Annotated in this window: 16 protein-coding genes; 10 read left to right on the top strand and 6 right to left on the bottom strand. The window is 71.5% G+C overall.

Annotation, left to right across the window (positions count from 1 at the left end):
- Window positions 1-221: 221 nt before the first annotated feature.
- A complete protein-coding gene (locus P8A18_RS13665; protein ID WP_306054579.1) occupies window positions 222-1,172 on the top strand; it encodes a DMT family transporter in 951 nt (316 codons plus the stop codon).
- A 308-nt stretch (window positions 1,173-1,480) separates the two neighbouring features.
- On the opposite strand, the gene P8A18_RS13670 is transcribed toward P8A18_RS13665, so the two are convergent.
- Complete coding sequence (locus P8A18_RS13670; protein WP_371933669.1) at window positions 1,481-2,407, bottom strand: LysR family transcriptional regulator; 927 nt, start codon at window positions 2,405-2,407, stop codon at window positions 1,481-1,483.
- A 143-nt stretch (window positions 2,408-2,550) separates the two neighbouring features.
- On the opposite strand from P8A18_RS13670, the gene P8A18_RS13675 reads away from it, so the two are divergent.
- The 3 genes from P8A18_RS13675 to P8A18_RS13685 all read left to right on the top strand — a co-directional run bounded on the left by P8A18_RS13675 (window position 2,551) and on the right by P8A18_RS13685 (window position 7,320).
- A complete protein-coding gene (locus tag P8A18_RS13675; RefSeq protein ID WP_306054583.1) occupies window positions 2,551-4,002 on the top strand; it encodes an MFS transporter in 1,452 nt (483 codons plus the stop codon).
- Between the two features lie 205 nt (window positions 4,003-4,207).
- Window positions 4,208-6,295: a restriction endonuclease gene (locus P8A18_RS13680; protein ID WP_306054585.1), complete on the top strand. Its 2,088-nt coding sequence runs from the start codon at window positions 4,208-4,210 to the stop codon at window positions 6,293-6,295.
- Between the two features lie 77 nt (window positions 6,296-6,372).
- Window positions 6,373-7,320 carry a GNAT family N-acetyltransferase gene (locus P8A18_RS13685; protein WP_306054587.1) on the top strand — a complete coding sequence of 316 codons (948 nt, stop codon included), beginning with the start codon at window positions 6,373-6,375 and terminating at the stop codon, window positions 7,318-7,320.
- A gap of 10 nt (window positions 7,321-7,330) precedes the next feature.
- On the opposite strand, the gene P8A18_RS13690 is transcribed toward P8A18_RS13685, so the two are convergent.
- The 3 genes from P8A18_RS13690 to P8A18_RS13700 form a co-directional block, all read right to left on the bottom strand.
- The gene (locus P8A18_RS13690; RefSeq protein ID WP_306054589.1) at window positions 7,331-8,533 is read right to left on the bottom strand and encodes a PP2C family protein-serine/threonine phosphatase; all 1,203 of its coding nucleotides are present in this window, start codon (window positions 8,531-8,533) and stop codon (window positions 7,331-7,333) included.
- Window positions 8,534-8,882: 349 nt separating this feature from the next.
- Window positions 8,883-10,748 carry a DUF8823 domain-containing protein gene (locus tag P8A18_RS13695; RefSeq protein ID WP_306054591.1) on the bottom strand — a complete coding sequence of 622 codons (1,866 nt, stop codon included), beginning with the start codon at window positions 10,746-10,748 and terminating at the stop codon, window positions 8,883-8,885.
- A 415-nt stretch (window positions 10,749-11,163) separates the two neighbouring features.
- Window positions 11,164-13,788 carry a D-alanyl-D-alanine carboxypeptidase family protein gene (locus P8A18_RS13700; protein WP_306054593.1) on the bottom strand — a complete coding sequence of 875 codons (2,625 nt, stop codon included), beginning with the start codon at window positions 13,786-13,788 and terminating at the stop codon, window positions 11,164-11,166.
- A 193-nt stretch (window positions 13,789-13,981) separates the two neighbouring features.
- Here P8A18_RS13700 and P8A18_RS13705 point away from each other — a divergent pair, with 193 nt between their 5' ends.
- The 4 genes from P8A18_RS13705 to P8A18_RS13720 all read left to right on the top strand — a co-directional run bounded on the left by P8A18_RS13705 (window position 13,982) and on the right by P8A18_RS13720 (window position 18,424).
- Entirely contained in the window at window positions 13,982-14,704 is a 723-nt protein-coding gene (locus tag P8A18_RS13705) for a GOLPH3/VPS74 family protein (RefSeq protein WP_018552135.1), read from the top strand.
- Window positions 14,705-15,011: 307 nt separating this feature from the next.
- On the top strand, window positions 15,012-15,881 hold the full coding sequence (locus tag P8A18_RS13710; protein WP_306054596.1) for a helix-turn-helix domain-containing protein: 870 nt from the start codon (window positions 15,012-15,014) through the stop codon (window positions 15,879-15,881).
- A 241-nt stretch (window positions 15,882-16,122) separates the two neighbouring features.
- Window positions 16,123-16,329 (top strand): DUF397 domain-containing protein, encoded by a 207-nt coding sequence (locus P8A18_RS13715; protein ID WP_306054598.1) that lies wholly within the window; start codon window positions 16,123-16,125, stop codon window positions 16,327-16,329.
- A 505-nt stretch (window positions 16,330-16,834) separates the two neighbouring features.
- On the top strand, window positions 16,835-18,424 hold the full coding sequence (locus P8A18_RS13720) for a sodium:solute symporter family protein (RefSeq protein WP_306054600.1): 1,590 nt from the start codon (window positions 16,835-16,837) through the stop codon (window positions 18,422-18,424).
- On the opposite strand, the gene P8A18_RS13725 is transcribed toward P8A18_RS13720, so the two are convergent.
- Window positions 18,412-19,524 (bottom strand): ADP-ribosylglycohydrolase family protein, encoded by a 1,113-nt coding sequence (locus P8A18_RS13725; protein ID WP_306054602.1) that lies wholly within the window; start codon window positions 19,522-19,524, stop codon window positions 18,412-18,414. The genes P8A18_RS13720 and P8A18_RS13725 overlap by 13 nt on opposite strands.
- A 168-nt stretch (window positions 19,525-19,692) precedes the next feature.
- Here P8A18_RS13725 and P8A18_RS13730 point away from each other — a divergent pair, with 168 nt between their 5' ends.
- A complete protein-coding gene (locus P8A18_RS13730) occupies window positions 19,693-20,601 on the top strand; it encodes an aminoglycoside phosphotransferase family protein (RefSeq protein WP_306054604.1) in 909 nt (302 codons plus the stop codon).
- 12 nt (window positions 20,602-20,613) lie between these two features.
- On the opposite strand, the gene eccD is transcribed toward P8A18_RS13730, so the two are convergent.
- A complete protein-coding gene (eccD, locus tag P8A18_RS13735; RefSeq protein ID WP_306054606.1) occupies window positions 20,614-22,083 on the bottom strand; it encodes a type VII secretion integral membrane protein EccD in 1,470 nt (489 codons plus the stop codon).
- Window positions 22,084-22,285: 202 nt separating this feature from the next.
- Between eccD and eccCa the strand changes: the two genes are divergently transcribed.
- A complete protein-coding gene (gene eccCa / locus P8A18_RS13740; RefSeq protein WP_306054608.1) occupies window positions 22,286-26,254 on the top strand; it encodes a type VII secretion protein EccCa in 3,969 nt (1,322 codons plus the stop codon).
- Window positions 26,255-26,266: the final 12 nt, after the last annotated feature.

Below are 26,266 nucleotides of genomic sequence, written 5' to 3' on the forward strand. Positions count from 1 at the left end.
TTCGTCGTCGCCGTGACAGTGGCCATCAGCATGGCGAACACCAGCCTCAAGCCCGTTCGGAGAGTCCGCATCCAACGGATCCGGCGTTCAAGGGCGGTACCGGACGGACTTCTTCACGTCCATCTCGACGCAGGCCAGACCCGGTTCACGCAACGCGAGCGGTCGTTCCCGCGTCTGGCAGGGAGAACAGCCAGGAACCACCCCCCTGAACGGAGCGCTCGGTGCTCATAGGACTCCTGACCGCCGTTGCGGCCTCGATCTGTTACGGCACGGGCTCCGTCCTCCAGGCCGTCGGCTCCCGCAAGTCGGCCCGCCGCGAGGCGGCCGGCGCCGGGCCTGCCACCGGACAGGTCACCGCGCATGGCGGCCCCAGTCTCTCCTCCACCGCCCAGGCCGCGATGACCTGGGAATTCATCGTCGGCACGGTCCTGGACTTCGTCGGCTTCGGACTCGGCGCGGGCGCCGCTCGCCTGCTGCCGCTGTTCCTCTCCCAGACGGTCATCAGCGCCAACCTCGTCGTCACGGCCGTCCTGAGCGTCAAGCTGCTCGGCATCCGGCTGACCCGGGCGGAGTGGACCTCGATCGCGGTCGTCTGCTCGGCGCTGGTGCTGCTCGCGAGCGCGGCGGGCTCTGAGGGCAGCGGGCACACGCCGGTCACCACCCACTGGTGGCTCCTCACGATCGCACTGCTGCTGATGGCGGGCGGCACGGTCCTGGTCCGGATGCTCGGCGCCCGGGCCGCGATCCTGGCCGGTCTGCTCTCCGGTCTCGGCTTCGGCGCGCTGGGCGTGGGCGTGCGAGTGCTGAACGGGATCGATCCATTCGCCCTGGGCACGCTGCTCACCGACCCGGCCCTGTACGCCATTCTGGTCGCCGGCATCGGCGGCATGTACCTGCACACCATCGCGCTGCAGATCGGCTCGGTGAACGGGGCGACGGCGGCGCTGGTGGTCGGCGAGACCGTGCTGCCCGGCATGATCGGCGTCTGGTGGCTGGGGGACGCCTCACGTCCCGGCTTCGCCTGGCTGGCGGTGACCGGCTTCGTCCTGGCGGTCTCGGGCGCGGTCGCGGTGGCCTGGTTCGGTGCGCCGGAGAACGCCGGGAAGGACGTCCCGGCCCCGACCGACACCCCCACCCAGAACCCGGAGCTTGCCCCAGACCGAGCCTCTTAGCATCGGGGACTGGCGCGGTGGCTGCCGCCCTCCGACCAGTTTCCGCCGCTTCGGGCCATATGCGCGGTTCTCCCGCATACGGCTTTCCGGCATCGTTCACCGGCCGGCATGACTGTCGCCCTGCGCACGGCGTCGACACGTTGCTGGGCATGTGATCGCCCGAGAGAGCGTCAGGGCCTGTCCGGCGGATCTTCGCGGGCCCGCGACGCCTGGCACGCACTCGCGCCGCACGCCCGAGTTCCTGTACTGCACCCTCCACGATTCAGTGCGCTGAAATCGCCATCCGGTTGCCAGGACCGGCCCTTTCCCTATGCCGCTCTCCCGGGAACCGCCGGGGCCATGCCTCCCGCCACCTCGCGTGCCACCCGGCCGAAGAGTTCCAGAGCCCGGTTGCCGGTGGCGGCGGAGCGTCGCGTCAGGCCGTAGGCGAGGGGGTTGCCGTCCTTCAGTGGGATGTACGCGATGCCGGGGCGGCCGTGGTAAAGCGCTATGTGGGCTCCTGAGAGCAGCGCTCCCCGGCCGGCGGCGACCAGGGTGAGGGCCTCCTGGTGGTTGGTGACGGACGGGCCCGGTTCGATCGGGGTGCCGTGGGGGGTATGGGTCGGCAGGTGGTGCTCCGACCAGTAGTCCGGGATGTCGCCCGCGATGGTCAGAAGGGGCACCTGGGCCAGGTCCTCAAGGGTCAGGGTGCCGCGTGCGGCAAGTGGGTGTGCGGATGCCACTGCCAGGACCCTGTTTTCGACCAGGAGGGTGGGGCCGCGGGTCAGGTCGGGCTCGTGTACGGGGAAGTCCGTCAGCTGGAGGTCGAAGTCGCCCCTTCGCAGCATCCCGTACGGGTCGGAGAGGGGGACCTCGCACACCTCGACCGCGAGTTCGGGGTGGGTGGTGCGCAGCTCCTCGATCGTCTTCATCACCAGTTCGCCTGCCAAGGGTGTGGAGAAGCCGACGTGCAGCACTCCTTCGATGGCGCGTGCCGCGGCCACGGCCCGCGCGAGGGCGTTCTCGATGCCGCGGTGGTGTGGTGCGAGGTCGTCGCGGAGGCGGGCGCCCAGGGTGGTGAGGGTCACCCGTCGGCTCGTGCGCGTGAAGAGGGGGGCTCCCACACGGCGTTCCAGTTTCTGGATGAGCTGGCTCACGCGGGCGCGGGAGAGGCGCAGGCGGGCGGCGGTGCGGCCGAAGTGCAGTTCCTCGGCCAGTACGAGGAAGCATTCGAGTTCGGTCTGGTCCACGTACATCTCCGGGATCGCGTGGGACGTGGATGCGGTTCGGTAAGCCTGGCTTACCGAACGTTGCGGTCTTCGCTGTTGTTCCCCCTCCCGGAACTGGCGAAGGCTGGAGGCTCCATCAGCAGCCGTCCCCCCGGGAGGGGTTCTTCGTCATGAGTGCCTTGAGTACTTCGAGCGGGCTGAGCGCACGCAAGTGGGGCATCCTGCTCGTACTGTGCGGCGCGATCTTCCTCGAAGGCATCGATGTCGCCATGCTCAACGTGGCGTTGCCTTCGATCCGCGCCGACCTCGGTCTGTCCACGGGTGAGTTGCAGTGGGTCATGAGCGCCTACGTACTCGGTTACGGCGGCTTCATGCTCCTCGGCGGGCGGGCGGCCGACCTGTTCGGGCGGCGGCAGATGTTCGTGTTCTGGCTCGCTGTCTTCCTGGTGTTCTCCGGGCTCGGCGGGTTCGCCGACGCGGGGTGGGTGCTGATCGTCGCGCGGTTCGTCACGGGCGTCGCCGCCGCCTTCATGACCCCGGCCGGGCTTTCCGTGATCACCACCGGCTTCGCCGAGGGGCCGGAGCGCAACAAGGCCCTGCTCGTCTACTCGGGCACCGCCGCCGGAGGCTTCACGGTCGGGCTGGTCGCCGGAGGGCTGCTCACCGCCGTCGGCTGGCGGTGGGTCTTCTTCGCCCCGGTCGCGCTCTCCTTCCTCATCCTGGTCGCGGCCCTCGCGTTCGTTCCCAAGTCCCCGCGCCCGGACAGGTCGGGGCAGCGCGTGGACGTCGCCGGCGCGCTCACCATCACCGCCGCACTCGTGCTGATCGTGCTGGCCGTCGAGCGCGCGGCCCACGCCGGGTTCGTCGCCGGCGTCGGTACGTCGCTGGCCGGGCTGGCGTTCCTCGCGGCCTTCCTCCTCATCGAACGGCGCTCCGCCGAGCCCCTGGTGCGCCTCGGGATCTTCCGCAACGGTTCCCTGCTCCGGGCGAACCTCTCGGCGATGCTCTTCGCCGCCGGGTTCTTCGGCTTCCAGTTCCTGATCGTGCTCTACCTCCAGGAACTGCGCGACTGGTCGACGTTGCAGACGAGCTTCGCGATGCTGGTCATCGGGGTCGACGCGGTTCTCTCGCCGACCCTCACCCCGCGGCTGGTCGACCGCTTCGGCACGGCGAGGGTGATCTTCGGGGGGCTGCTGCTCGCGGTGGTCTCGTACGGGCTGTTCCTGCCGCTGGGTGCGGACTGGAGCTACGCGGCGATGTTCCCGGGCCTGCTCATCCTCGGCCTGGCGTTCTCCCTGGCGTACGGACCGCTCACCATCGTGGCCACGGACGGGATCGCGGAGGAGGAGCAGGGGCTCGCGGGCGGACTCCTCTACACCGCCTTCCAGTTCGGTGCCGCGCTCGGGCTCTCCGCGGTCACCGCCGTCAGCGTGGCCGCCACGCACGGGCGGAGCACCGCCGCGCTGCTGGACGGCTACCGGGCCGGTCTGCTCGTCCCGTTCGCCGCAGCGGTCCTCGCCGCCTCCATCAGCGCCTTCGGCCTGCGCACCCCGCGGGGCGGCGAGCCGGCGCCCCCGGTGGACGCCTCCGGCGGACGGACCGACCTCCCCGTCTCCGGCTGACCGGCCCCGTACCCGTACCCGTGCTCGTACCTGCACCCGTACCCGTACGGGCCCCTCCCTCCCCCCGGCATCAGGTTCTCTCCCGTCAAGTGCATGGGCCCCGCGTTCGTCGCGCACTAAAGTTGTCCCATCACTGCTGGTTATGGGGCCGGGGCTCACCGTGCGTACGCGCGTCTGACGTCCTGGTGGGGAGGGCCTGCGAGGCATGAGTCGTCGCTCCAATGGGTTGGTCGGGGTCTGGGCCGAGGCACAGCGCCAACAGCAACGTCAACGTGAGGCGCAAGCCAGGTATCAGCGGGATCAGGAGCGGCAACAGCGGGCGTACCAGCGGGAAGTCGCGCGCAGTCAGCGGGAGCGGAAGGCGGCGTACCGGGAGCAGCGCGAGGCGGAGGCCCGGCGGCGTACGCGGGAGCTGGATGCCCGGGTCGAGGCCTTGCAGGGGCTGCTGGCCACCGGGTGCCGGGCTCCGGCGTTCCGGGCCTCCGCGCTGGCCCGGGCCGAGCGGGTCGAGGCGTTCGCGCCGGGGCCGCTCGCGCAGCCCGTGCCCATGCCGGACCCGGCGCGGTACCAGGCGCAGGGTGGCGGGTGGACCGCCGGACGGCGGGCCCAGGCGGAGGCGGAGGCGCGGGCCAGGTTCGAGCGGGACTGGCAGTCCGCGCAGGCGGCCGAGGCGCAGCGGCAGGCGCAGTTCGCGACGTACCAGCGGCAGTACCAGCAGTGGGCCGACGCGCAGTTGGGCGAGATCCGGCGGCACAACGCCGGAATCCAGGAGATGACGGCCGGGCTGCGCAACGGGGACGCGGAGGCGGCGGTGGCGTACTTCTCGGCCGCGCTGTACGCCTCGACGGGCTGGCCCGACGAGCTGCCGCGCCAGGTGTCGGCGGCGTACGACTCGGGGGCGCGGCAGCTGGTGCTGAACTGGGAGCTGCCCAAGTACGACGTCGTCCCGGAGGCGAAGTCCGTGCGGTACATGATCAACGCGGACGAGGAGAAGGAGTCGCCGCGTCCGGTCACGCAGCGCCGGGCCCTGTACCGGGATGTCCTCGCCCAGTGTCTGCTGCTCGTCCTGCGTGATCTCTTCGCGGCCGACGAGTTCGGGGCGCTGGAGTCGGTCGCGCTGAACGGGTTCGTGGACGACCACGATCCGGCGACGGGGCGCCGTGCGCCCATGTTCCTCGGCACGGTCATGGCCTCGCGCGCCGGCTTCGCCGAACTGCACCTGGAGCAGGTGAACGCGGTCAACTGCCTGGTGGACGGGTTGCGCGGGCAGTTGTCCGCGCGCCCCGACCAGTACGCGGCGGTGCGTCCCGGCCGGGTGCCCGAGGAGGTCGGCAACGGCGTCGTCACCCATGGCGGCGACGAGGAGCCCGATCTGTACGCGATGGACCCGCTGGCCTTCGAGTCGCTCGTCGCCGAACTCTTCCGGGCCATGGGCATGCAGGCCGTCACCACGCAGCGTTCCAACGACGGGGGCGTCGACGTCGACGCGCTGGACCCGACCCCGATCCGGGGCGGCAAGATCGTCGTCCAGGTGAAGCGCTACCGCAACACCGTGCCGCCCACGGCCGTCCGCGACCTGTACGGCACGGTCCAGGACGCCGGCGCCAACAAGGGCGTCCTGGTCACCACGTCCAAGTTCGGGCCCGGCTCCCACACCTTCGCCAACGGCAAGCCGCTGGAGCTGGTGCCGGGCGGTGAGCTCGTCGACCTGCTGCACCGGCACGGCCTGCGCGGGCGGCTGGGCAGTGGCGAGCAGCGGCAGCCGGTGCCGGCCCAGCGGACGGCGCCGGAGAGCGAGGGCCGCGGCGACGACCACAATGTGCTGGGCATGTACTGGTCGGGCGGTGTCGCCCTGGACGTCTGCGCCCTGGTCTGCCGGGGCAACCGGGTGCTGGACGACGACCACTTCGTCTTCTACAACAACCCCCGCACCCCCGACGGCACGGTCCGCGCGCTCATACCCGTCGCCCCCGACAAGGCCGCGATCCAGGTCGACTTCGACGCCCTTCCGGCCGGCGCCGACCGGCTGGTCGTCATCGCGGCCATCGACCCCGTCGCCAATCCCGGCGCCGACCTGTCCGGTTTCACCGACGCCGGCATCCGGCTGCTCGACGCCGAGCGGACCCCTCTCGACCAGCTGGACGTCTCCGACGGCCGCCCCGGCGAGACCGCGCTCGTCCTCGGCTCCTTCCGCCGCCGCGCCAACGGTGACTGGGAGTTCGTCACGGGCGGCCGCGGATACCGGGGCGGCCTGGAGGAACTGGTCCAGGACTACGGCATCGAGGTGGAGTAGCGGCGGTGCGGGCGGGTGCGGGTGCGCTGCTGCGTAAATCGCGGGCGGCGGGGCCCTCCCCCGCGCCAGGATGAGCCATGAACACCGAAACGGACACGAGCACCGGCATCCCCACCTGGCACCTCCTCCCCGACGTCCACGCCTTCCTCGCCCGCGCCGGCGGCTTCCTCCGCTCCCTGCCCGATCTGCACACCATCCTCCTGACGGTGACCGAGGGCCTGCGTACGCGCGGGGACGCCGCCTACGAGGACGGGGCGCCCGTCTTCGGGGTGCTGGAGCAGGCCGGTGAGGTGCGTGCCGCGTACCTCCGTACGCCGCCCCACCCGCTGGTCGTCACGCCCCTGACCGCCGAGGAGGCCGGTTCGCTGGCCGCTCATCTGGACGCCGTCGGCCACACCGTCCCCGGCGTCACCGCGGACAACGGGACCGCCGCCGCGCTGGCCGAGGTGTGGCGGCTGCGTACGGGGGTGGAGCCCCGGCTCCACGAGCGCACGCGGCTCTACCGGCTCCGCGCCCTCACCCCGCCCGAGCCGATGCCCGAGGGGAGCGGCCGGATCGCCGATGAGCGGGACCGCGAGCTGCTGGCGCGCTGGTACGGGGAGTTCGTCGCGGCCATCAACGGGGTGGGCTCCAAGGACGCCCGCGCCTGGGCCGATACGCATGTCGCCGAGCGGCGCGTCACTCTCTGGGAGACCCCGGACGGCGTCCCCGTGTCCATGGCGGGGCTGACGTCCCTGGTCGCCGGGCAGATCCGGCTGACGCCCGTCTACACCCCGGCCCACCTGCGTGGGCGCGGGTACGCCGGGGCCGCGGCCGTCGGGGCCGGCCGCGCCGCGCTGGCCGAGGGGGCGGACGAGGTGCTGCTCTTCGCGGATCTCGCCAACCCCACCAGCAACGGCCTCTACCAGCGCGTCGGCTACCGGCCGGTGACGGACTTCGCCATGTACGACTTCCCTGCGGGCGGGGCCGGGAGCGGAGCGGGCCGGGCCCTTCGGACCCACGAGGATCCGCCGGACACGGCATAGCGCCGCGGCCCTAGAGGTCGAGCATGGCGAGGTGGTCGGCGGTGCCGCCGCGCCATTCGACGAGGAAGATGGTCGCGTCGTCGCTGGTGGTGCCGCCCCTCTCCCGCTTGAGTGCGTGGGACAGGTTCCGGGCCATGTGCTGCACGCCCTGTGTGGTGGGTCCGACCTGCTCGATGATGTCGATCATGCGCTCTTCGCCGAACTGTTCCTGACCCGGGCGATGTTCCTCGACAAGGCCGTCGGTGTAGAACATCAGCCGGTCTCCCTGCTGGAGGTCCATGGAGGAGATCAGTGGTTCGGCACCGCCGAAGCCGACCGGGAGCGTCCCCGGGTTCTCCAGGACTCGCACGACTCGGTCGCCACGGATCAGCAGCGCTGCCGGGTGTCCGGCGTTGACCCATTGCAGGTGGCCCGTCCCGACGTCCAGGCGCATCATCTGTGCGGTGACGAACTGGTCGGGGCCGAACTGCTCATCGATGGCTCTGTCCATGAAGGCGTACAGCTCGGCGAGGCCGACATCCGCGCGTCGGGCATGCCGGTAGGCGCCCACGGCGACGGTGGCCAGCACAGAGGCGTTCAGGCCGTGGCCCATCGCGTCGATGATGGCCAGGTGCAGGATGTCGTCGTTGAGGGCGTAGTCCAGACTGTCCCCGGCGACGGCGTAGGCGGGCTCCAGGATGCCGGCGACGGAGACCTGTGGGTTGTTCATCGACATCGGCGGCAGCAGGGACCACTGGATCTCCGCAGCGAGACTCATCGGCTGACGCCGCCGGGTCCGGAAGAACTGGTCCGTGTAGGCGCCCTTGGTCACCACCATGTCGGCGACCAGTCCGGCCAGCCGGCGCAGCAGCCGCCGGTCGTCGTCCTCCACCGTGTCCAGGGTGAGCGCCATGACCCCGACCTCGTCGCTGCCGTCCAGCAGCGGCAGGTACATCCGCACACCGTCGTCCTGCTCGTCCTCGACCGCGGCCAGACGGAGGAAGGCCTCGCCGGCCCGGGAACCGTCGATCGGCACCGCTTCGCCGACTGTGAGACCCCTGCCGGGCAGCGGGACCAGTTCCACCTGCTCGTAGCACTGCAACAGGATCGACACGTCCCGGCCACCGATCCTGTGCACCTCCTCCGCCACCAGCGGAGCGAGGAGCTGTGGCGGCATCTCATGAGCCCGGTCCAGCAGCTGCCCCAGCAGCCGCTCACCGAACCCTTCCGACATGTCCACGCCAACCCTGTGATTTTTCGACCGGCCCTTCTCCACTGCGTGCTCCCCTCTCGCTCACCCGACAGCCTTGCCCGGCTGTACCGAAGGTCACAGCAGACCACGGAGCGTGAGCGGGATCGGCGTTGCGGGACGAGTGTTGGGAACGGCCATCTGCCGGCACCGCCCCGGCGGGGCGGCGCGGCCGTCGGGGAGGGACGGTCGTCGGGGAGGGACGGTCGTCGGGGAGGGGCCGGGTGTCACACGTGTCGAAGAAGCGCGGGGCCTTCGGCGCCATGACCGGCTTCCTCACCGGTCGGCCGTGCGGCCCGTACGGCGTCCGGGCGGCCGCCGACGGGCCCGTCGCTCACCGCAGCTCGTCCGGGCACGGGGTGCCGGGCGGGAGCTGGTAGGGCGCACCCAGGCGGTAGACGCCGGGGCGGGGGGCCAGGAGTTCCGTCCACTCGTCGCCGTCCTCGTCCTCGTCCACCTTGGTCAGGCAGCCGTTGGTGTTGACGAAGGACTTCGGGGTGTCGTCGTCGGTGCGGTTCTTGGACGCCTCGGTCTCCTGCGGGCGTTCCAGCCCCTTGCCGTCCTCGTCCACGACGGCCAGCCAGCGCGAGTACGGGATACGGATCAGCACCCGGCCCGCCTTCTTGACGTGGATCGTCAGCTCGCCCTCGCTCGCGCGCTCCACGATCGCCGGCGGATCGGCCAGCGGCACCGGGCTGTCGACCTCGAAGAGCCGCCAGTCGGCGTTGGACCAGATCGCCTTCAGGTACGGCAGCCCCTTGCCGACCAGTTCGGCTTCCTGGCGGGCGCCGCTGGAGTCGGGGTCGCCCTGCGGCAGCACCACGTAGTGCACGGCCCAGCGGTCGAGCCACTGGCGGTAGTTGATGGCGTCCAGGGTGTCGTCGTAGAAGAGGGGGTTGCGCTTCATGTCGGCCTGGCGGTTCCAGCCGCGGGCCAGGTTGACGGACCGCGGCAGCGCGGACGCCTCGCGGTGGCTGCTCGGGGGCACCACCTCGACGCGGCCCCTCTCTGCGCCGACCCGCTGGAGCTGGTCGACCAGCGGGGCCAGCGAGCGGGTCCAGGAGGCGGTGGGGGCGGTCCTGACGATGTCGTCGACGCCCTTGAAGCCGATCCAGAAGTTCAGCGCGGCGAAGGAGAGGACCAGCGCGTACCAGCGGCGGGATCGGGGCGCGGTGTACGGCAGCGCGGCCAGCAGGACGATCCCCGCGAACAGCATCGCCATCCGCGACACGTTCGAGCCGATCTGCGAGTCGATGACGTACGTGAGCAGCGTCCCGACGCCGTACACGGCCGAGGCCGTGCGCACGGTCTTCCAGTCGCGCGGTACGAGGAAGAAGACGAGCCACGCGAAGATGAACGGTCCCGACAGCGTGGCGACCGACATCGGCTGCGTACCGGAGAACGGGAACAGCCACGCGGACAGCGCGACCACCGCGACCGGCGCGAGCCCCAGCGCGTACGCACCCGGACGCCGCTTGTTCAGGAACAGCGCGGCCGCGACCACCCCGAGGAAGAGGCCCGCCACCGGGCTCCCGGCCGTCGCGAGGCCCGCGAGGGGCGCGGCGACGGCGGCCTTCGCCCAGCGCCGGTACCGCCAGCGGTACGGCCAGCAGAACACCGCGGCGGCGGCGCCGATCGCGAACATCATGCCGAGCCCGAACGTCACCCGGCCCGACAGCGCGTTGCACAGATACGCGAAGACGCCCGCCATCGAGCAGGCCAGCGGGTTACGGACCGCCTTCACCCGGTAGAGGATCAGCGAGGTCAGCCCGGCCGAGACCGTGCCGGCGATCATCATCGTCGTCCGCACGCCGAGCAGCGACATCAGATACGGCGAGACGACGCTGTACGAGACGGGGTGCATGCCCCCGTACCAGGCGAGGTTGTACGCGGTGCCCGGGTGCCGGCCGACGAATTCGGCCCAGGCGTCCTGGGCGGCGATGTCGCCCCCGCTGTTCGCGAAGAAGAAGAACCACAGGATGTGGACGACCGCGGCGACCCCGGTCGTCAGCAGGACCGGGTGGCGCAGGCACTGCTCCTTGAGGACACCGAACCGGCCGGGCGCGGGCGCCTGCGGGGTGCGGTCGGCGGCGGGCCCGGACTCGGCTCCGGCGTCCGCGCCTTCGTCCACTCCGGCCTTCGCGGAGCCCGTGGAGCCCGCGGCGTCGTCGTCCGCCCGTGTCGGCTCGGCAGTCGTCACTGCGTCTCTCCCCGTCCCTCCCCGGACGCGTGGTTTCCGCCGGCTCTCGTACTCGGGTCTCATGGGCCGGAAGACGCGTTCCAGGGTTCACGCGTTGCCCCCGGGACGCTAACACGCGGTGTCTCGCACTGTCCGGAAAGACCGCTGGGACCAGCAGGTCGCACCCCCTGGGAGGCGCTTCTCAGGGCGACTGCGGGTCCTGCGCCGCGTATGCCGGGCCGGCGCGGCCGACGGCCGGCGGAGAGTGCGCGGAGCGGCACGGCATGTTCGGTGGCGACGAGACGTGGACCAGCGGCCGGAGCCACTGCGGCTGACCGGCGGCTCCGGACGCGCCTGCCCCCTGCCGCTGCGCGGCGAAGCGTCGCGCAGCGGCAGGGGGCGTTGTCCCAGGGGGTCGGGCGGCCGGTCCGCCGCGTCAGCCGATGCGCGTCAGCTTCTGGCCGAAGCTCGGGTCGGACAGATCCTGCTGGAGGGCGACGGGCGCGCTGACCTTCCCGCTGCCTGTGCCCACCGTCACCTCACCCACCTTGGTGCCCGCCTTCATGCTGCGCGAGATCTCCTTGCCGTTCCCCTCGACGGTGAGCTCCACCTTGAGACCCGGCCAGCCCTTCGCCTTCAGGTCGGCGGTCGCGACCAGCGGCGTGTGGCCGCCGAACCCGTCGTCCACGTATCCGACGACGTCGCCCTTGTGGACGACCTTGGCGGAGGTCACCGCCTCCTGGGCGGCCTTGATCAGCTTGAGGCTGTTGTCCAGCGACATCACGAGGCTGTCGTACGGCTGGCCCGTCCCCGCCTGCTGCCCCATGACCGCGCCGTAGATCCACAGCTTCTTGCCGTCCACCATGGTGTTGGCCGACCAGACCAGATTGCCGCCGGCCGGAGTGGACGAACCGGTCTTGATACCGCTCACCCCGGGTTCCAGCAGGATGGTGTTGTTGTTGTAGATCGTCGTGTCGATGCCGTCGATGTTGATCTGCGGGGTGTCGACGATCTCGCGGAACACCTCGTTCTTCATGACGGCGCGCGCCAGCTTGAGCTGGTCGGCGGCGGTGGACACGGTCGTCTTCTTCAGACCGCTCGGGTCCGTGTACGTGGTGCGGGTCATGCCGAGCTTCTTCGCCGCGTCGTTCATCTTCGCGACGAAGGCCTCCTCGGAGGGGGAGTCCCAACGGGCGAAGAGACGGGCCGCGTTGTTGCCGGACGGGATCATCAGCAGTTGCAGCATCTGCTTCTCGGTGAACTGCTGTCCCTTGGTGATCGGCGCCGTGGACTCGTCCTCGGCCTTGGACTCGTCCTCGGCCTGCTGGTCCACGGTGATCTTCTCCCCCTCGTCCTTCCCTGTGAGCGGGTGGCCCTGGAGGATCACGTACGCCGTCATGATCTTGGCGACGCTGGCGATCGGGGCGGGCTTCTGCGCCCCGGACGAGCCCATCGAGCCGACGCCGTCCACGCTGACCGCCGACTGCCCCTGCGACGGCCAGTCGAGCTTCAGCCCGTCGCCCCCGAAGGTGTACGTCTCGTTCGCGGTCATCGTGAGCGACGGGTCCGGCAGCGGGCGCACCATCTGCGCGATCGCAAACACGATGAGCAGGAGGAGGACCAGCGGCGTCCAGATCTTGACCCGGCGCACGGCGGTGCGGACCGGGGTCTCCGGCGGCGGCGGGGTGTTCGTCAGCTCGGCGAGCAGGTCGAGCGGCGGCCTGGGCGGCATCGGCTGCTGCCGGGTCCGCTCGGCCTCGCCGAGCGAGGCGGCGGACAGGCGCGCGTCCGCCCCGTCGCCGGGCGCCCCGGGCCCGCGCGGCACGGGCGCCGGTCGTACGTCGTCGGAGCGCAGCGGTACGAACGTGCTGGTCCGCTCGGTGAGTGACTCCGGCGCGGACACGCTCTCGGGCTTGCCCGAGGACGACCGCGTGATCTTCAGCGCGGTGGTCGGCTGATCGACGCGCGGCAGCCGGGGCGCCTTGAAAACGGCGGTCGGCTGATCGACCACGGGAGCCTTGCCGGCATCCGCCTCGGCTGCGGGGGCGTTGGGCGCCTTGTCCGCGTCGGGCGCGGGCGCCTTGGCGGCGGGCCGCTCGGGCTCGTCGGTCTCCGCCTCGGCGGCGGCAGGCGCGGGCTCGTCGGCCGGCGCCTTGGCGGCGGGGCGCTCGGGCTCGTCGGCGTCGGGCTTCGCCTCTGCCTCGGCGGCGGCAGGCGCGGGCTCGTCCGCCTCGGGCTGGGCGGTGCCTTCGGCCTTCTCCGCCTGGGCGGCGGGCGCGGGCTCGTCGGTCTCCGCCTCGGCGGCGGCAGGCGCGGACGCCTTCTCATCAGCCCCGGCCGCAGGCGCCTTCTCATCGGCCCCGGCGGTGGACGCTGAAGCCTTCTCGTCGGCCGCCGGCTCGCCCTCCGCCTTCTCCGGTGCGGCCGTCTCCGGCTTCCCCGAGGCTGCCTCGGGCTCGGCGGCGCCTTCCGCCTCGTCCGCGTCGGGCTCGGCGGCCACCGCGTCGGGCTGCGGTTCGCCGGCCCCGGCATCGGACCCCGCCTCGTCGGACGAAGCCGCAGCCTCCGGCTCGGCCGCCTCCTCCCGGGACCGCGGCACCCGGGCAACCGGTTCCTCCACCGCCGCGTCACCGGACGCACCGCCACCATCGGAAGCACTCGCGTCACCGGACGCCTCGCCACCACCGGAAGCACCCGCGTCACCGGGCGCCTCGCCACCACCGGAGGCACCCGCGTCGCCGGACGCCTCGTCGTCGTCCGGCGTCGACACCCACGCCGCCACCGCCGCACGGAGCCGCGCATCGCCCTCCGCCGGCTCGGCGGCGCCGTTCTCCGGCTTCCCGGGCTCCCCGGCCGTCTCTGCGGCCTCAGGGGTGTCCGAGGCGTCCGGAAGGGCGGCCGGGGCGTCCGGGAGGGTGTCCGGGGCGTCGGGAGCCGTCTCCGCGTCCTCTGTGGGGCGCGCGGCGGGTTCGCGGAAGATGTCGAGCCGCGGATCGCGCTCGGTCCGAGTCGTTCCCGACGACTTCTGCTGCTTCGACCTGTCGGGGGACTCGCCCGCCACCGATGCCTCCTCCGTGCGGCGCGGGGAACCCGCGCGCTGTCCGAACCGTCTACCAGTGTCCCGTGTGAACCCTTGGCCGGGCTGCTAGACGAGAACGACATACCTACTGGTTCCCGTACAAAGCCCCCAGGCACCCTCGACAGACGGATGTGAGAGGGGTCACCCTGTCATTCATCCACGCGGGGAGGCATGGATGGGCAGGAGCCGCAGAACAATTCCGGAGGAGCTTCTGCTGCTCGCTCTGGACCCGACCACGGGTACCACAGCGCAGCCGCAGTCGCTCGACCTCGGCCTCGCCGGAGCCCAGCTAGTAGAGCTGGCCCTGGCAGGACGGATAGCCCCTGACGGGGATCGTATCGCCGTGGTGATGCCACGGCCGACAGGAGATCCGACTCTGGACTCCGCACTGGAACTGCTGCGCAGGCGCGGCAGCCCGGTCCGGGCCGTCCACTGGATCGGCGGACCCCGGCTGGGGCTCCGCCAGATTTACCTCGCTCATCTGGAGCGGTGCGGCATGGTGCATGCCGTGGCGGGCCAGATGTGCGGAGTGCTGCCGACGACTCGCTACCAGGCGACGGACACGGCGATCAGCCGGGACATCAGAGCCCGGCTGGACAGTGCGATCCGCACCGGCGTACCGCCGGACCCGCGGACCGCGGCGCTCGCCGCACTGGCCCACGCGGTCGGACTCGGCAAGCACCTGTACCCCGGGAACGAGGGGCGTTCATCGCGCTCCCGGCTCCGGGACCTGATCAGACACGACCCGATGGGCGGTCTCGTGGCGCATGCCGTGATGGACGTCCAGAACGGGGCGGTCGCGCAGCCGCGCCGCAATCAGGCGGCCGGTGTTCCGTTGCAACCGCAAGCGCAGTCGCAGTCACGTCGCGGCAGCATGGCGCCCACCGCGGTCCACTAGGGCCTGTCGTCACATTGCCGTCGTTCGCCCGGAGGGCGGGCCGGCGACGACAGGCCCCAGGACCGCGCACACGCCGCTCGCACCACCACGACGCACGGCCTCAACCCCCGCCGCGTCAACAACCGAATACCGCCGCACCGTCGTCCTCACGACCCGGTTCGGGAGCCGCACCAGGCGCGGGGCAGTCGGATACCACCGGCTGCCCCGCGCCGCTGCGTGTGGCCATTTCCCAGCGCGGCCGGGGGCAGGGGTGGCAATCTGCTCAGCAGTAGATACGCACAGCTACATAGCCGGAGGTGCCGTTTCCGTGCCGTCCAACGTCAATCCCACCGTCAGGCGACGCCGGTTGGGTCAGGAATTGCGCCGACTGCGCGAGGTCAAGGGCATGACGGCCGAGGAGGTGGCGGAGCGGCTGCTGGTCTCGCAGTCGAAGATCAGCCGCCTGGAGAACGGCCGCCGCTCCATCAGCCAGCGCGATGTGCGCGACCTCTGCGGGGTGTACGAGGTCGAGGACCACCGCGTCGTGGACTCGCTGATGCAGATGGCCAAGGACTCCCGCCAGCAGGGCTGGTGGCACGCCTTCGGCGACATCCCGTACAGCGTCTACATCGGGCTGGAGACCGACGCCGAATCGCTCCGGGTCTACGAGCCGCAGGTGGTTCCCGGGCTGCTCCAGACCCGGAGTTACGCCGAGGCGGTGATCAGCGGGGCCCTGCCGGAGGCGCCGCAGTCCGACATCGACAAGCGGGTGAGCGTCCGCTCGCGGCGCCAGGAGCGGATCTCCGACCCGGAACACCCGCTGCGGCTCTGGGTGGTGATCGACGAGTCCGCGCTGCGCCGGCTGGTCGGCGGCAAGCAGGTGATGATCGAACAGCTGGAACACCTGGTGGAGCTGTCGCACCTGCCGCATGTGACCGTGCAGGTGCTGCCGTTCGAGATGGGCGCGCACCCGGGCATCAACGGGCAGTACGCCATTCTGGAATTCCCGGACGCGGCGGATTCAAGCGTCGTCTACATCGAGGGTGTCACCAGCGATCTCTATCTGGAGAAGGCCAATGACGTTCAGCGGTACAGCGTCATGTACGAACACCTCCGGGCACAGGCGCACAACGTGGAACAGACCCGGAATTTCATCGATGGAATCGCGAAGGAGTACACCCGGCTGAACACGGAGTGAGATCCGGCCGGACCCGCTCGAACACCCTGGGCGATAAAGCCCGTTGTGCGAGAAATGAGTAATGTGGCGGATGGGGCGGCGGCAATATACACCGCCGCCACCATCGCATGGAAGATCCGGCTGTAATAGATCACCCGGTCGAGTGAACCACCCCTTCACTCAAGCAGCTTGGCGAGTAGCGTCGATCACGCCAGCGGGAACGTCGTTGGCGCCTCACACAACTCTCTGAACCGGAGTGAACATGGCCATTCGTCAGGGTGCTACGGAAAACTGGACGAAGTCTTCGTATTCCGGGGGCAACGGCGCCTGCGTCGAAGTCAAGTCCCCTCTCGTACAGGCAATCGCCGTGCGCGATTCGAAGGTGATCGAGGGCCCCTCGATCACCTTCGTGCCCGGCGCCTGGAACGCGTTCGTGCGCGATGTCGCCGAGGGTGCCGTCACCGCCTGATCGATGCTTCCTTTACGCCGTATCGCCGCACCGGTTCCGGTGCCGCCGGTAGCCCTCTCGTCCGGCCCGCCGTCCTGGCCGAGGGGGCTCCCCGCACCACATCCGCCGAGCCCCGGTCACCACAGCCGACCGACGTAGCGCCGGCCCACCGCCCTTCGGCGGTCCTCCTCCTCACCGGCCGCACGGGACCCGCATCCCGTGCGGTCTTTTCGCGTTTCCTCCACTTTTCTCCTCAACGCGCGGCCCGGACCCACGGCCTGACGAAGTGCCCGCTCATCGTGTGGCCGCCGTCACGTTCACGACAACGTCCCCGTACGTCAAGAACGAGCAAAATCGTTCTACTTGCTGATCTGCGTTCACATCTCTGACCGATGGGGTTCTTGACCGGGGTGCCGCGCAGACGGTTCAATCCCCGAAGTCCCCGCTTCCCGCACGGGGATGCCGCTGGGCGGCCGTACTGACGAAGTGCGCACCCGTTCACAAGGCGGACCCCGGGAGGGGACACATGAACAGTCTCGACTGGGTCGTACTCATCGGCTACTTCGGCGTGATGATCGCGATCGGACTCTGGTCACACAAACGCGTGGACGACGTCGGCGACTTCTTCACGGCCGGCGGCCGGATGCCCTGGTGGCTGTCGGGCATCTCGCACCACATGTCGGGGTACAGCGCGGTGATGTTCACGGGCTACGCCGGCATCGCGTACCAGTACGGCGTCACGTCCTTCGTGACCTGGTCGCTGCCGATCGCCATCGGCATCGGGATCGGCGCCAAGCTCTTCGCACCCCGGCTCAACCGGCTGCGCTCACGGCTCTACGTGGCCTCGCCGCTCGAATACCTGAAGAACCGCTACAACATCCCCACCCAGCAGGCGCTCGCCTGGTCCGGGCTGCTGCTGAAGATCGTGGACGTCGGCGCCAAGTGGGCGGCCATCGCCACACTGCTCTCCGTCTTCACCGGCATCACCCTCACCCAGGGCATCTTCATCACCGGGATCATCACGGCCGTCTACTGCACGGTCGGCGGCCTGTGGGCGGACGCGCTCACCGAACTGGGGCAGTTCGTCATCCAGCTGTTCGCCGGCCTCGCGATGCTCGTCATCACCATGCACGAGCTGGACGGCTTCAGCACCCTGTGGACCGTCTGGGACAAGCTGCCCGAGGGCCACACGGACCCGACGGCCGGCCCGTACACCGTGACGTTCCTGCTGGCGTACCTGTTCATCAAGACCTTCGAGTACAACGGCGGCATGTGGAACCAGGCCCAGCGCTACATGGCCACGGACTCCGCCGCCTCCGCGACCCGTTCCGCGCGGCTCTCCGCCATTCTGTGGCTGGTGTGGCCGACGGTGCTGTTCTTCCCGATGTGGTGTGCCCCGCTGCTGGTCGACGCGCAGAAGCCGGACGCGTCGGACAGCTACGCGCTGATGACCGAACAGCTGCTGCCGCACGGTCTGCTGGGCCTGGTCGTCGTCGGCTTCTTCTCGCACACGATGGCCATGTGCTCGTCGGACGCCAACGCCATCGCGGCCGTCTTCACCCGGGACATCGCCCCGGTGTTCTCCAAGGCCGCCCGCGACTGGAGCAGCCGGGCCGGGCTGCTGGCCGCGCGCGTCTCCACGCTGGGCTTCCTCGCCCTGTCCATGGCGCTGGCGACCCAGATCAACTCGCCGACGTTCAAGGACATCATCTCCGTCGTCATCAAGTGGGTCGCGGGTCTGATGGGCCCGATCGCCATCCCGTTCATGCTGGGTCTGCTGCGGCGCTTCCGCCGGTCGGGTCCGACGGCGGCGCTCGTCAGCTGGGCGGCGGGGCTGCTGGCGTTCTACTTCACCAACTACGACCTGGACGGTTCGGTCAAGGACGGGGTCGCGCTCCAGTACCAGGTGGCGCTGCCGCTGGCGATCTCGCTGGTGCTCTACGTCGTCATCGGCTTCGTCAAACCCGAGGACACCCCGGAGCGGGACGCGCTCATCGAGCGGATCAACTCCGACGGCGACGGTCCGGGGACCGGCGCGGCCGCCGTACCGGCACAGGGCGGCCCGGAAGGCATCGCCGTGGCGGAGGGTGCGAAGGCGCCGGATCAGCGCGGGTAGCGGGCCAGCCAGCCGGGGGCCGCGGTGGCCGGGCTGTGCAGGGCGGGCCCCTGCGTCATCTCCATGGCGAAGTCGTCGGCGAGTTCGAGGAGGGTGGCCCGCCCCTCCAGTTCGGCGAGCCAGCCCGGCGGCAGCGCGGTCTCGCCGTGCATCGCGCCGAGCAGCGCCCCGCACAGCGCGCCCGTGGCCGATGACGGGCCGCCGTGGTTCACGGCCAGCCGCAGCCCGTGCCGTACGTCCTCCCCGACCAGCGCGCAGTACACGGCCCCCGCCAGTACCTCGTCGGCGGACCCGGTGGCGCCCAGGGACTCGACGAGCGTGGGACCGGGAATGCCCTGGCGTACGGTGCCGAGGGCCTGGCGCAGCGCCTCGGTGACGGGTTCGTGGCCCGGCCGTTCGGCGAGCAGCGCAAGGACGCGCTGCACGGAGCCGTCCAGTGTCTCGCCGCGCGCCAGGCCGTGCACGAGGACGGCGAAGGCCCCGGCGGAGAGCAGGGCGGTGGGGTGGCCGTGGGTGTGCGCGGCGCACTCGACGGCGAGTTGGAGCACGAGTTGCGGCTCCCAGCCGACGAGCAGTCCGAAGGGCGCGGAGCGGGTGACGGCGGCGGCGTCGTGGGCGGCGGGGTTCTTGGGGTGGTCCAGGGTGCCCATGACGGCGTCGCCGAGGCCGCCGAGGCATTCCCGGGTGGGGGCGCGGCGGGCGTAGAGCCACTCCTGTGCGGCGAGCCAGCCGTTGTCCTTGCGGCGTTCGTCGGGGCCCCAGTCGTGCTGGGTGGCGGCCCAGCGCAGGTGGGCGCGGTGCACGTCGGTGGGCGGGTGCCAGGCGCCGGTGTCGCGGCGGACCTGGGCGCGGATCAGTCCGTCGACGGTGAACAGGGTGAGCTGGGTGGCGGCGGTGACGGTGCCGCGTGCGCCGTGGGCGGGGACGAAGTCGGTGACGGCGTCGGGCCCGTGGGCGGCGCGTATCTCCTCCAGCGAGAGGGCGCTGACGCCGGCCCCGAGGGCGTCCCCGATGGCGCCGCCGAGCAGGGCGCCGCGTACCCGGCTGCGGAAGTCCTGTTGCTCGGCACGGCCCCAGACGGCTGTGACCCCTGTGCTCACGCGCACCTCCCCGTCCGCCGTGGCTCGTTCCCCTGTGCGACTGTGCGGTAACTGCGCAGCACTGTAATCGAACACCCTCGGCGCCCGAGCGGGATGAACGGTTTGTACGGCTCCGAGAGGGCCTGGAAATCCGTTGCGGCGGGCGGGCTCGGGCACGATGATCGCCCGATGCCCTCTTCCCACCCCGACGGCCGCGCGGGTATCGACGCCGCGCTGGTGAAGCGTCTGCTCGCCGCCCAGTTCCCGCAGTGGAGCCGACTGCCCGTGGTCCCCGTCGAGATCGACGGCTGGGACAACCGCACGTACCGTGTCGGCGACGCCATGACGGCCCGGCTCCCCACCGCGGCCGGCTACGTCCCCGCCGTGGAGAAGGAGCACCACTGGCTGCCCCGGCTGGCCCCTTCGCTGCCGGTCCCGGTGCCTCCGGTGCTGGCCCTGGGCGCACCGGGTGAGGGCTATCCCTTCCCCTGGTCGGTCCGGCGCTGGCTGCCGGGCGAGACGGCGGCGCGCGGGCGGATCGACGACCTGCCCCGGTTCGCGGCCGGCGTGGCGGAGTTCGTGCGTGCCCTCCAGCGCTGCGACGCGGCGGGCGGTCCGGCGGCCGGTGAGCACAGCTGGTACCGGGGCGCCTCGCCCGCGTACTACGACGAGGAGACCCGGCGCTGTCTGGCCGCGCTGGAGGGCGTCGTCGACACGGAGAGGGCGCGGGCGGTCTGGGAGGCGGCCCTTGCCGCCGAGTGGCGCGGGGCGCCCGTGTGGTTCCACGGCGACATCGCGTCCGGCAACCTGCTGGTCGACGGTGGCGAGTTGTCGGCCGTCATCGACTTCGGGACCTCGGGGGTGGGCGACCCGGCCTGTGATCTGGTGATCGCCTGGGGGATGTTCGAGGGCGCGGGCCGGGAGGCGTTCCGGGATGCGGTCGGCCAGGATGCCGGGACCTGGGCGCGGGCCCGGGGCTGGGCGCTGTGGAAGGCGCTGCTGAATCTGACGGGGGACGCGGGGGCGGACCCGGTGCGGGCGGCGGGCGAAAGGCGCGTGGTCGACGCGGTCCTGGCCGACCACGACGCCTTCCGCTGAGGAACCGACGCCTCAGCTGGTCATGCCGCGCGCCTTGGAGTAGACGTCGAGGACGGCCAGGCAGAGCGGGACGAGGGCGAGGAGCAGGAGCACCTCGGCCAGGTCGGAGAGGCGGCCCCAGAAGGGGGAGAGGCCCTTCTTGGGGATGACCAGGGCGATGCCGGTGAGCAGGGCGGCGCCGGCCGTGACGGCGGCGGCGAGCCAGAGCGTACGGATGTCGAGCGGCCCCCGGTCGTGCTCCATCAGGAGCTTGACGACGGCCTCGGCAGGCGGGTTGAGGGCGAGCCCGAGCACCAGGAGGCCGAGGGCGGCGAGGCCCGCGCTCAGTACGGACGCGACCTGGGCGGTGTAGCGGAAGAGCCGGGCGCGCAGCAGCATGGCCAGTCCGGCGACCAGGGCCAGGGTCTGGCCCCAGACGTCGGAGGAGAAGCCCAGGACGGCGGCCGACGCGACCACCACGACGCAGCACCCGCCGACGAGGCCGAGCAGCAGTTCGTGCCCGCGCCGGGCCTGGGCCGCGATGCGGTCGGTGTCGACGGGGTCGGGGTCGCCGAGGCCGGGCTCGTGGTCGAGGTCCGCGTCCGTGGCGGGGCGCGGCGCCGCGTAGCCGATCGGCAGCTGGGCCACCCGCGCGGAGAGTCCGGGCAGGAAGGCGATGGCGCCGATCGCGACGACCGCGCAGACGGCGGCGGTGTCACGGGGGCGGGCCTCGGTGACGATCGAGAAGAACGTGGCGAGGGTACCGACGGCCGAGGCGAAGACGACGGCGACGAACGGGGCGTCGCCGGTCGGCATCGCGACGACGAGCCCGGCGGACACCAGCAGCACCGTGGCGCAGCCCAGCATGAACTGGAGGCGCCCGATCCCGGTGCCGGGGTCGAGGGCGAGGATGCCGGACCCGGCGATCATGAGGTGGGGCAGGGCCGCGAGGCCGAGCGCGATGGCGGACGCGCGGTCGGCGTAGCGGCGGGCCCGGATGCCGGCGAGCACGGCGAGCAGGGTGCCGACGGCGGCGGCGACGATGCCCGGCAGTCCGTGCATGTCGTGCTGGACCGGGTCGGCGAACCAGACCACGAAGCCCATGAGGACGAGCAGGAGCGCCCCGCCGAAGAGACCGGCGACGCCGAGCAGCTGGTCGCTCCACAGGGCGCGGTCGCGGCGGACGGAGGAGGCGACCGCGTCGGCGACGTCGTCGAAGACGGCCGGGGGGAGCGATTCCGTGAAGGGCCGCAGCCGCAGGACGTCACCGTCCAGGACGCGCTGGACGGCCAGCGTGTGGGTGGCGTCCAGAACGGTGTTGTCGCGGCGGGCCAGGTGGTAGCCGGGAGGCGCCCCCGGGGGTGTCTCCTGGCCGGTCAGCCGCAGGATCTCCGGGAGGAGATCGGCGACGGCGACGTCGTCCGGCAGGGCGACGTCGATACGACTGTCCGGCGCCACGACCGTTATGCGGCAAAAGCCGGTGGTTGTCAGGGTCGAACTCACCTGTTGGGTCCCCTCGTTCGCTGCACGCCGCGCTCCTGGGCACGGCCGTGTCGGCAAAGTCCCGTCGTACGGCCGCAGGGCGTCACCCTATCGGGGCCCCTCCCGGTGCCTCCATTAGGATGATCGGCGCGCGGAGGTAGGTCGCTGCCACGGGGGTGCCGGCCCACAACTCTCCGGGCCGCACTGAGGGACTGATTCGCCGGTGACCCAGATCGTCGTCAAGCGCCCGCCTCGCGCGATGCCGCCCGAGACGTCCACGACGGAGCTGCGGCTCGAATCCCCTCCTGAACTGCCGCGCGGGCAGCAGGAGGGCATGGCCATGCAGCTGCTGCCCATGCTCGGGATGGGCTCGTCGGTGGTGTTCTTCTTCATGCCCGGCTCCCAGCCGTTCATGAAGATCATGGGCGTGATGATGCTGCTGTCCACGGCCGCGATGGCGGTGGCGCAGATCATGCGGCACCGCAAGGGCAGCCAGGGCGAGGCCGCCGAGGGCCGCCGGGACTATCTGAAGTACCTCGCGCAGACCCGCCGCAAGGTGCGCCGCACCGCGCGCGCCCAGCGCGACGCGCAGTTCTATCTGCACCCGGACCCGGACCAGTTGTGGTCGCTGGTCGCCGAGGGCGAGCGGCTCTGGGAGCGGCGCATCGCCGACGACGACTTCGCGCAGGTCCGCGTCGGTCTGGGCCCGCAGCAGCTGTGGACACCGCTGGTGGCGCCGAACACCGCTCCGGTGGAGGAGCTGGAGCCGCTGTCGGCCGGCGCGATGCACCGGTTCCTGGCGACCCACGGCTCGCTTGACCGGCTCCCGATGGCGGTGTCGCTGCGCGCCTTCTACCACGTCGTGGTCTCCGGCGACCCGGTGTCCGTACGCGGCTCCGCCCGCGCGATGGTGGCCGGCCTGGCCGCCCTCCACTCCCCCGAGGACCTCGTGGTCGCCGTCGTGGCGTCCACGGACGTGACGGACCAGTGGGACTGGACGAAGTGGCTGCCGCACACCCAGGTCCCCGGCTCGTCGGACGGGGCGGGCACCAAGCGGCTGTTCAGCGACGACCTGTCCGAGGTCGAGACGCTGCTGCACAGCACCCTGGACGGCCGCTCCCGGTTCAACCGCGAGGGCACGCCCCTCCTGGACCAGCCGCACGTCGTCCTGGTGCTGGACGGCGGCGTCGTCCCGGCGAACTCGCTGTTCGCCTCGGCGGAGGGCCTCCAGGGGGTGACCGTCCTGGAGGTGGTCCCGGAGGAGCTGGACGAGCCGCGCGGCGGGCTGCACATAGCGGTGCGGCCTGGCCGGCTGCGGCTGGACTCGGCGAGCGTCTCGTATCACGGCACGCCGGACCTCCTGCCGGTCGAGGGTGCGGAGGCGCTGGGCCGCCAGCTCGCCCCGTTCCGGATGGGGAGCGGCGCGGAGGACGACGAGCCGCTGCTCGCCAACCTGGACTTCACAGACCTGCTGGGCATCGGCGACCCGGCCGCGGTCGACACCAGCACGGTGTGGCGGCCCCGCTCGACGGCCGACCGGCTGCGGGTGCCGATCGGGGTCGGCGAGGACGGCTCCCCCGTCATGCTCGACCTCAAGGAGGCCGCGCAGGAGGGCATGGGCCCGCACGGGCTGTGCGTGGGCGCGACCGGTTCCGGCAAGTCGGAGCTGCTGCGCACCCTGGTGCTGGGCCTCGCGGTCACGCACTCCTCCGAGACCCTCAACTTCGTCCTCGCCGACTTCAAGGGCGGCGCCACGTTCGCCGGGATGTCGGAGCTGCCGCACGTCGCCGCGGTCATCACCAACCTGGCGGACGACCTCACCCTGGTCGACCGCATGCGGGACTCCATAACGGGTGAGCTCCAGCGCCGCCAGGAGCTGCTGCGGTCGGCGGGCAACTACGCCAACCTCACCGACTACGAGAAGGCGCGTGCCGCCGGGGCCCCGCTGGAGCCGCTGGCCTCGCTGGTCCTGGTGATCGACGAGTTCAGCGAACTCCTCTCCGCCAAGCCCGACTTCATCGACATGTTCATCCAGATCGGCCGCATCGGCCGGTCCCTGGGCGTGCACCTGCTGCTGGCGTCGCAGCGCCTGGAGGAGGGCCGCCTGCGCGGCCTGGACACCTACCTCTCGTACCGGATCGGTCTGCGTACGTTCTCCGCCGCCGAGTCCCGTACGGCGCTGGGCGTGCCGGACGCCTACCACCTGCCGTCGGTGCCCGGCTCCGGGTTCCTGAAGTTCGGCACGGAGGGGATGACCCGCTTCAAGGCCGCCTACGTGTCGGGGACCTACCGGCCCGGCGTCGCGCCGGTCGCCGCCAACGGGGAACTCGCCATCGACCGGCGCCCCGTCCTGTTCACCGCGGCCCCGGTCGCGGTCCACTACCCCGAGCCCGATCCGCACGTCTCCTGCGCGTCCGGCGGCCACGCGACGCCCGACGCCCTGGCGGACACCGTCCTCGACGTCATCGCACGCCGCCTGGAGGGTCAGGGGCCCCTCGCGCACCAGGTGTGGCTGCCGCCGCTCACCGAGGCGCCGTCGCTCGACCAGATGCTGCCCCAACTGGCGGTCACGCCCGAGCGCGGGCTGCACTCCCCGGAGTACGCGCACAACGGCGCGCTGGTCGTCCCCTTCGGCCTGGTGGACAAGCCGTTCGAGCAGCGGCGCGACACCCTGATACGGGACTTCTCGGGCGCCGCGGGCCACATGCTGATCGTGGGCGGCCCGCGCTCCGGCAAGTCCACCCTCCTGCGCGCCCTCATCGGCTCTTTCGCCCTCACCCACACCCCGCACGAAGTGCAGTTCTACGGGATGGACTTCGGCGGCGGCGGGATGATCGCCATCGACGGCCTGCCGCACGTCGGCGGGGTCGCGTCCCGGCTCGACCCGGAGAAGATCCGCCGTACGGTCGCCGAGGTCGCCGGCATCCTCAACCGGCGCGAGGCGTTCTTCCGGGACAACAACATCGACTCGATCGCCACCTACCGCCGGCTGCGCGCGGCCGGCCGGCTGCCGGGCGAGCCGTGGGGCGATGTCTTCCTGGTCATCGACGGCTGGCAGTCCTTCAAGACGGACTACGAGTTCCTGGAGCCCGTCGTCGCCGACATCGCCGCCCGGGGCCTCGGCCTCGGCGTCCACCTGATCGCCACCGTCTCCCGGTACATGGAGATGCGGGCGGCGCTCAAGGACCAGCTGCTCAACCGCCTGGAGCTGCGCCTCGGCGACCCGACCGACTCCGAGCTGGACCGCAAGATCGCGGTGAACGTCCCCGTCGGCACCCCGGGCCGCGGTCTGACGGCGGAGAAGCTCCACTTCATGGGCGCGCTGCCGCGCATCGACGACTCGGCGGGCGGCGGCGACGACCTGTCCGAGGCCACCGAGGCCTTCGTCAAGGCCAAGAACGACAACTGGCCGGGCCCGCACGCCCCGAACGTCCGGATGCTGCCCAGGATGCTGTCGGCCCGCGAGCTGCCGAGCGGGCCCGACACCGGGCGCGGCGGGGTCGCGATCGGCATCGACGAGATGAACCTCGCCCCGGTGTACATCGACTTCGACACCGATCCGCTGTTCGCGGTGTTCGGCGAGTCGGAGTCCGGGAAGACGGCCCTGCTGCGGCTGCTCATCAAGCAGATCACCGCCCGCTACACGCCGGAGGAGGCGCTGATCTGCGTCGGTGACTACCGGCGCAGCCTGCTGGAGTGCGTGCCCGAGCCGTACCTGGTCGGCTACGCGACGACGCAGAACACGTTCGAGTCGTACCTGGGCGACATGAACACCCTCATGGGCAGCCGTATCCCGGGGCCGGACGTGACCCCGCAGCAGCTGCGCACCCGCAGCTGGTGGCGGGGGCCGCGGGCGTTCATCATCGTGGACGACTACGACCTGGTCGCCACGTCCTCCGGCAACCCCCTGGCGCAGCTGGTCGACAACCTGCCGTTCGCCCGGGACGTCGGCGTCAACTTCATCGTCGCCCGCAGCAGCGCGGGCGCCGGCCGCTCCTCGTACGAGCCGTTCATCCAGCGCTTCAAGGAGCTCGGCGCGCAGGGCGTCATCCTGTCCGGCCACCCCAACGAGGGCGAGCTCCTCGGCGATGTGAAGGGCCGCCCGCTGCCTCCGGGCCGGGGCATGTTCGTCGCCCGCCGGGGCGGACCCGCCCTGATCCAGACGGGGTGGCTGCCGCCGGAGGTGGACTGACCATCACGACGG

Source organism: Streptomyces sp. Mut1, assembly GCF_030719295.1.
Taxonomy (GTDB): Bacteria; Actinomycetota; Actinomycetes; order Streptomycetales; family Streptomycetaceae; genus Streptomyces; species Streptomyces castrisilvae.

Coding starts and splice junctions, on each gene's coding strand:
- P8A18_RS13670 (WP_371933669.1), bottom strand. CDS start 2,407: ATGTACGTGGACCAGACCGAACTCGAATGCTTCCTCGTACTGGCCGAG.
- P8A18_RS13675 (WP_306054583.1), top strand. CDS start 2,551: ATGAGTGCCTTGAGTACTTCGAGCGGGCTGAGCGCACGCAAGTGGGGC.
- P8A18_RS13680 (WP_306054585.1), top strand. CDS start 4,208: ATGAGTCGTCGCTCCAATGGGTTGGTCGGGGTCTGGGCCGAGGCACAG.
- P8A18_RS13685 (WP_306054587.1), top strand. CDS start 6,373: ATGAACACCGAAACGGACACGAGCACCGGCATCCCCACCTGGCACCTC.
- P8A18_RS13690 (WP_306054589.1), bottom strand. CDS start 8,533: ATGTCGGAAGGGTTCGGTGAGCGGCTGCTGGGGCAGCTGCTGGACCGG.
- P8A18_RS13705 (WP_018552135.1), top strand. CDS start 13,982: ATGGGCAGGAGCCGCAGAACAATTCCGGAGGAGCTTCTGCTGCTCGCT.
- P8A18_RS13715 (WP_306054598.1), top strand. CDS start 16,123: ATGGCCATTCGTCAGGGTGCTACGGAAAACTGGACGAAGTCTTCGTAT.
- P8A18_RS13720 (WP_306054600.1), top strand. CDS start 16,835: ATGAACAGTCTCGACTGGGTCGTACTCATCGGCTACTTCGGCGTGATG.
- P8A18_RS13730 (WP_306054604.1), top strand. CDS start 19,693: ATGCCCTCTTCCCACCCCGACGGCCGCGCGGGTATCGACGCCGCGCTG.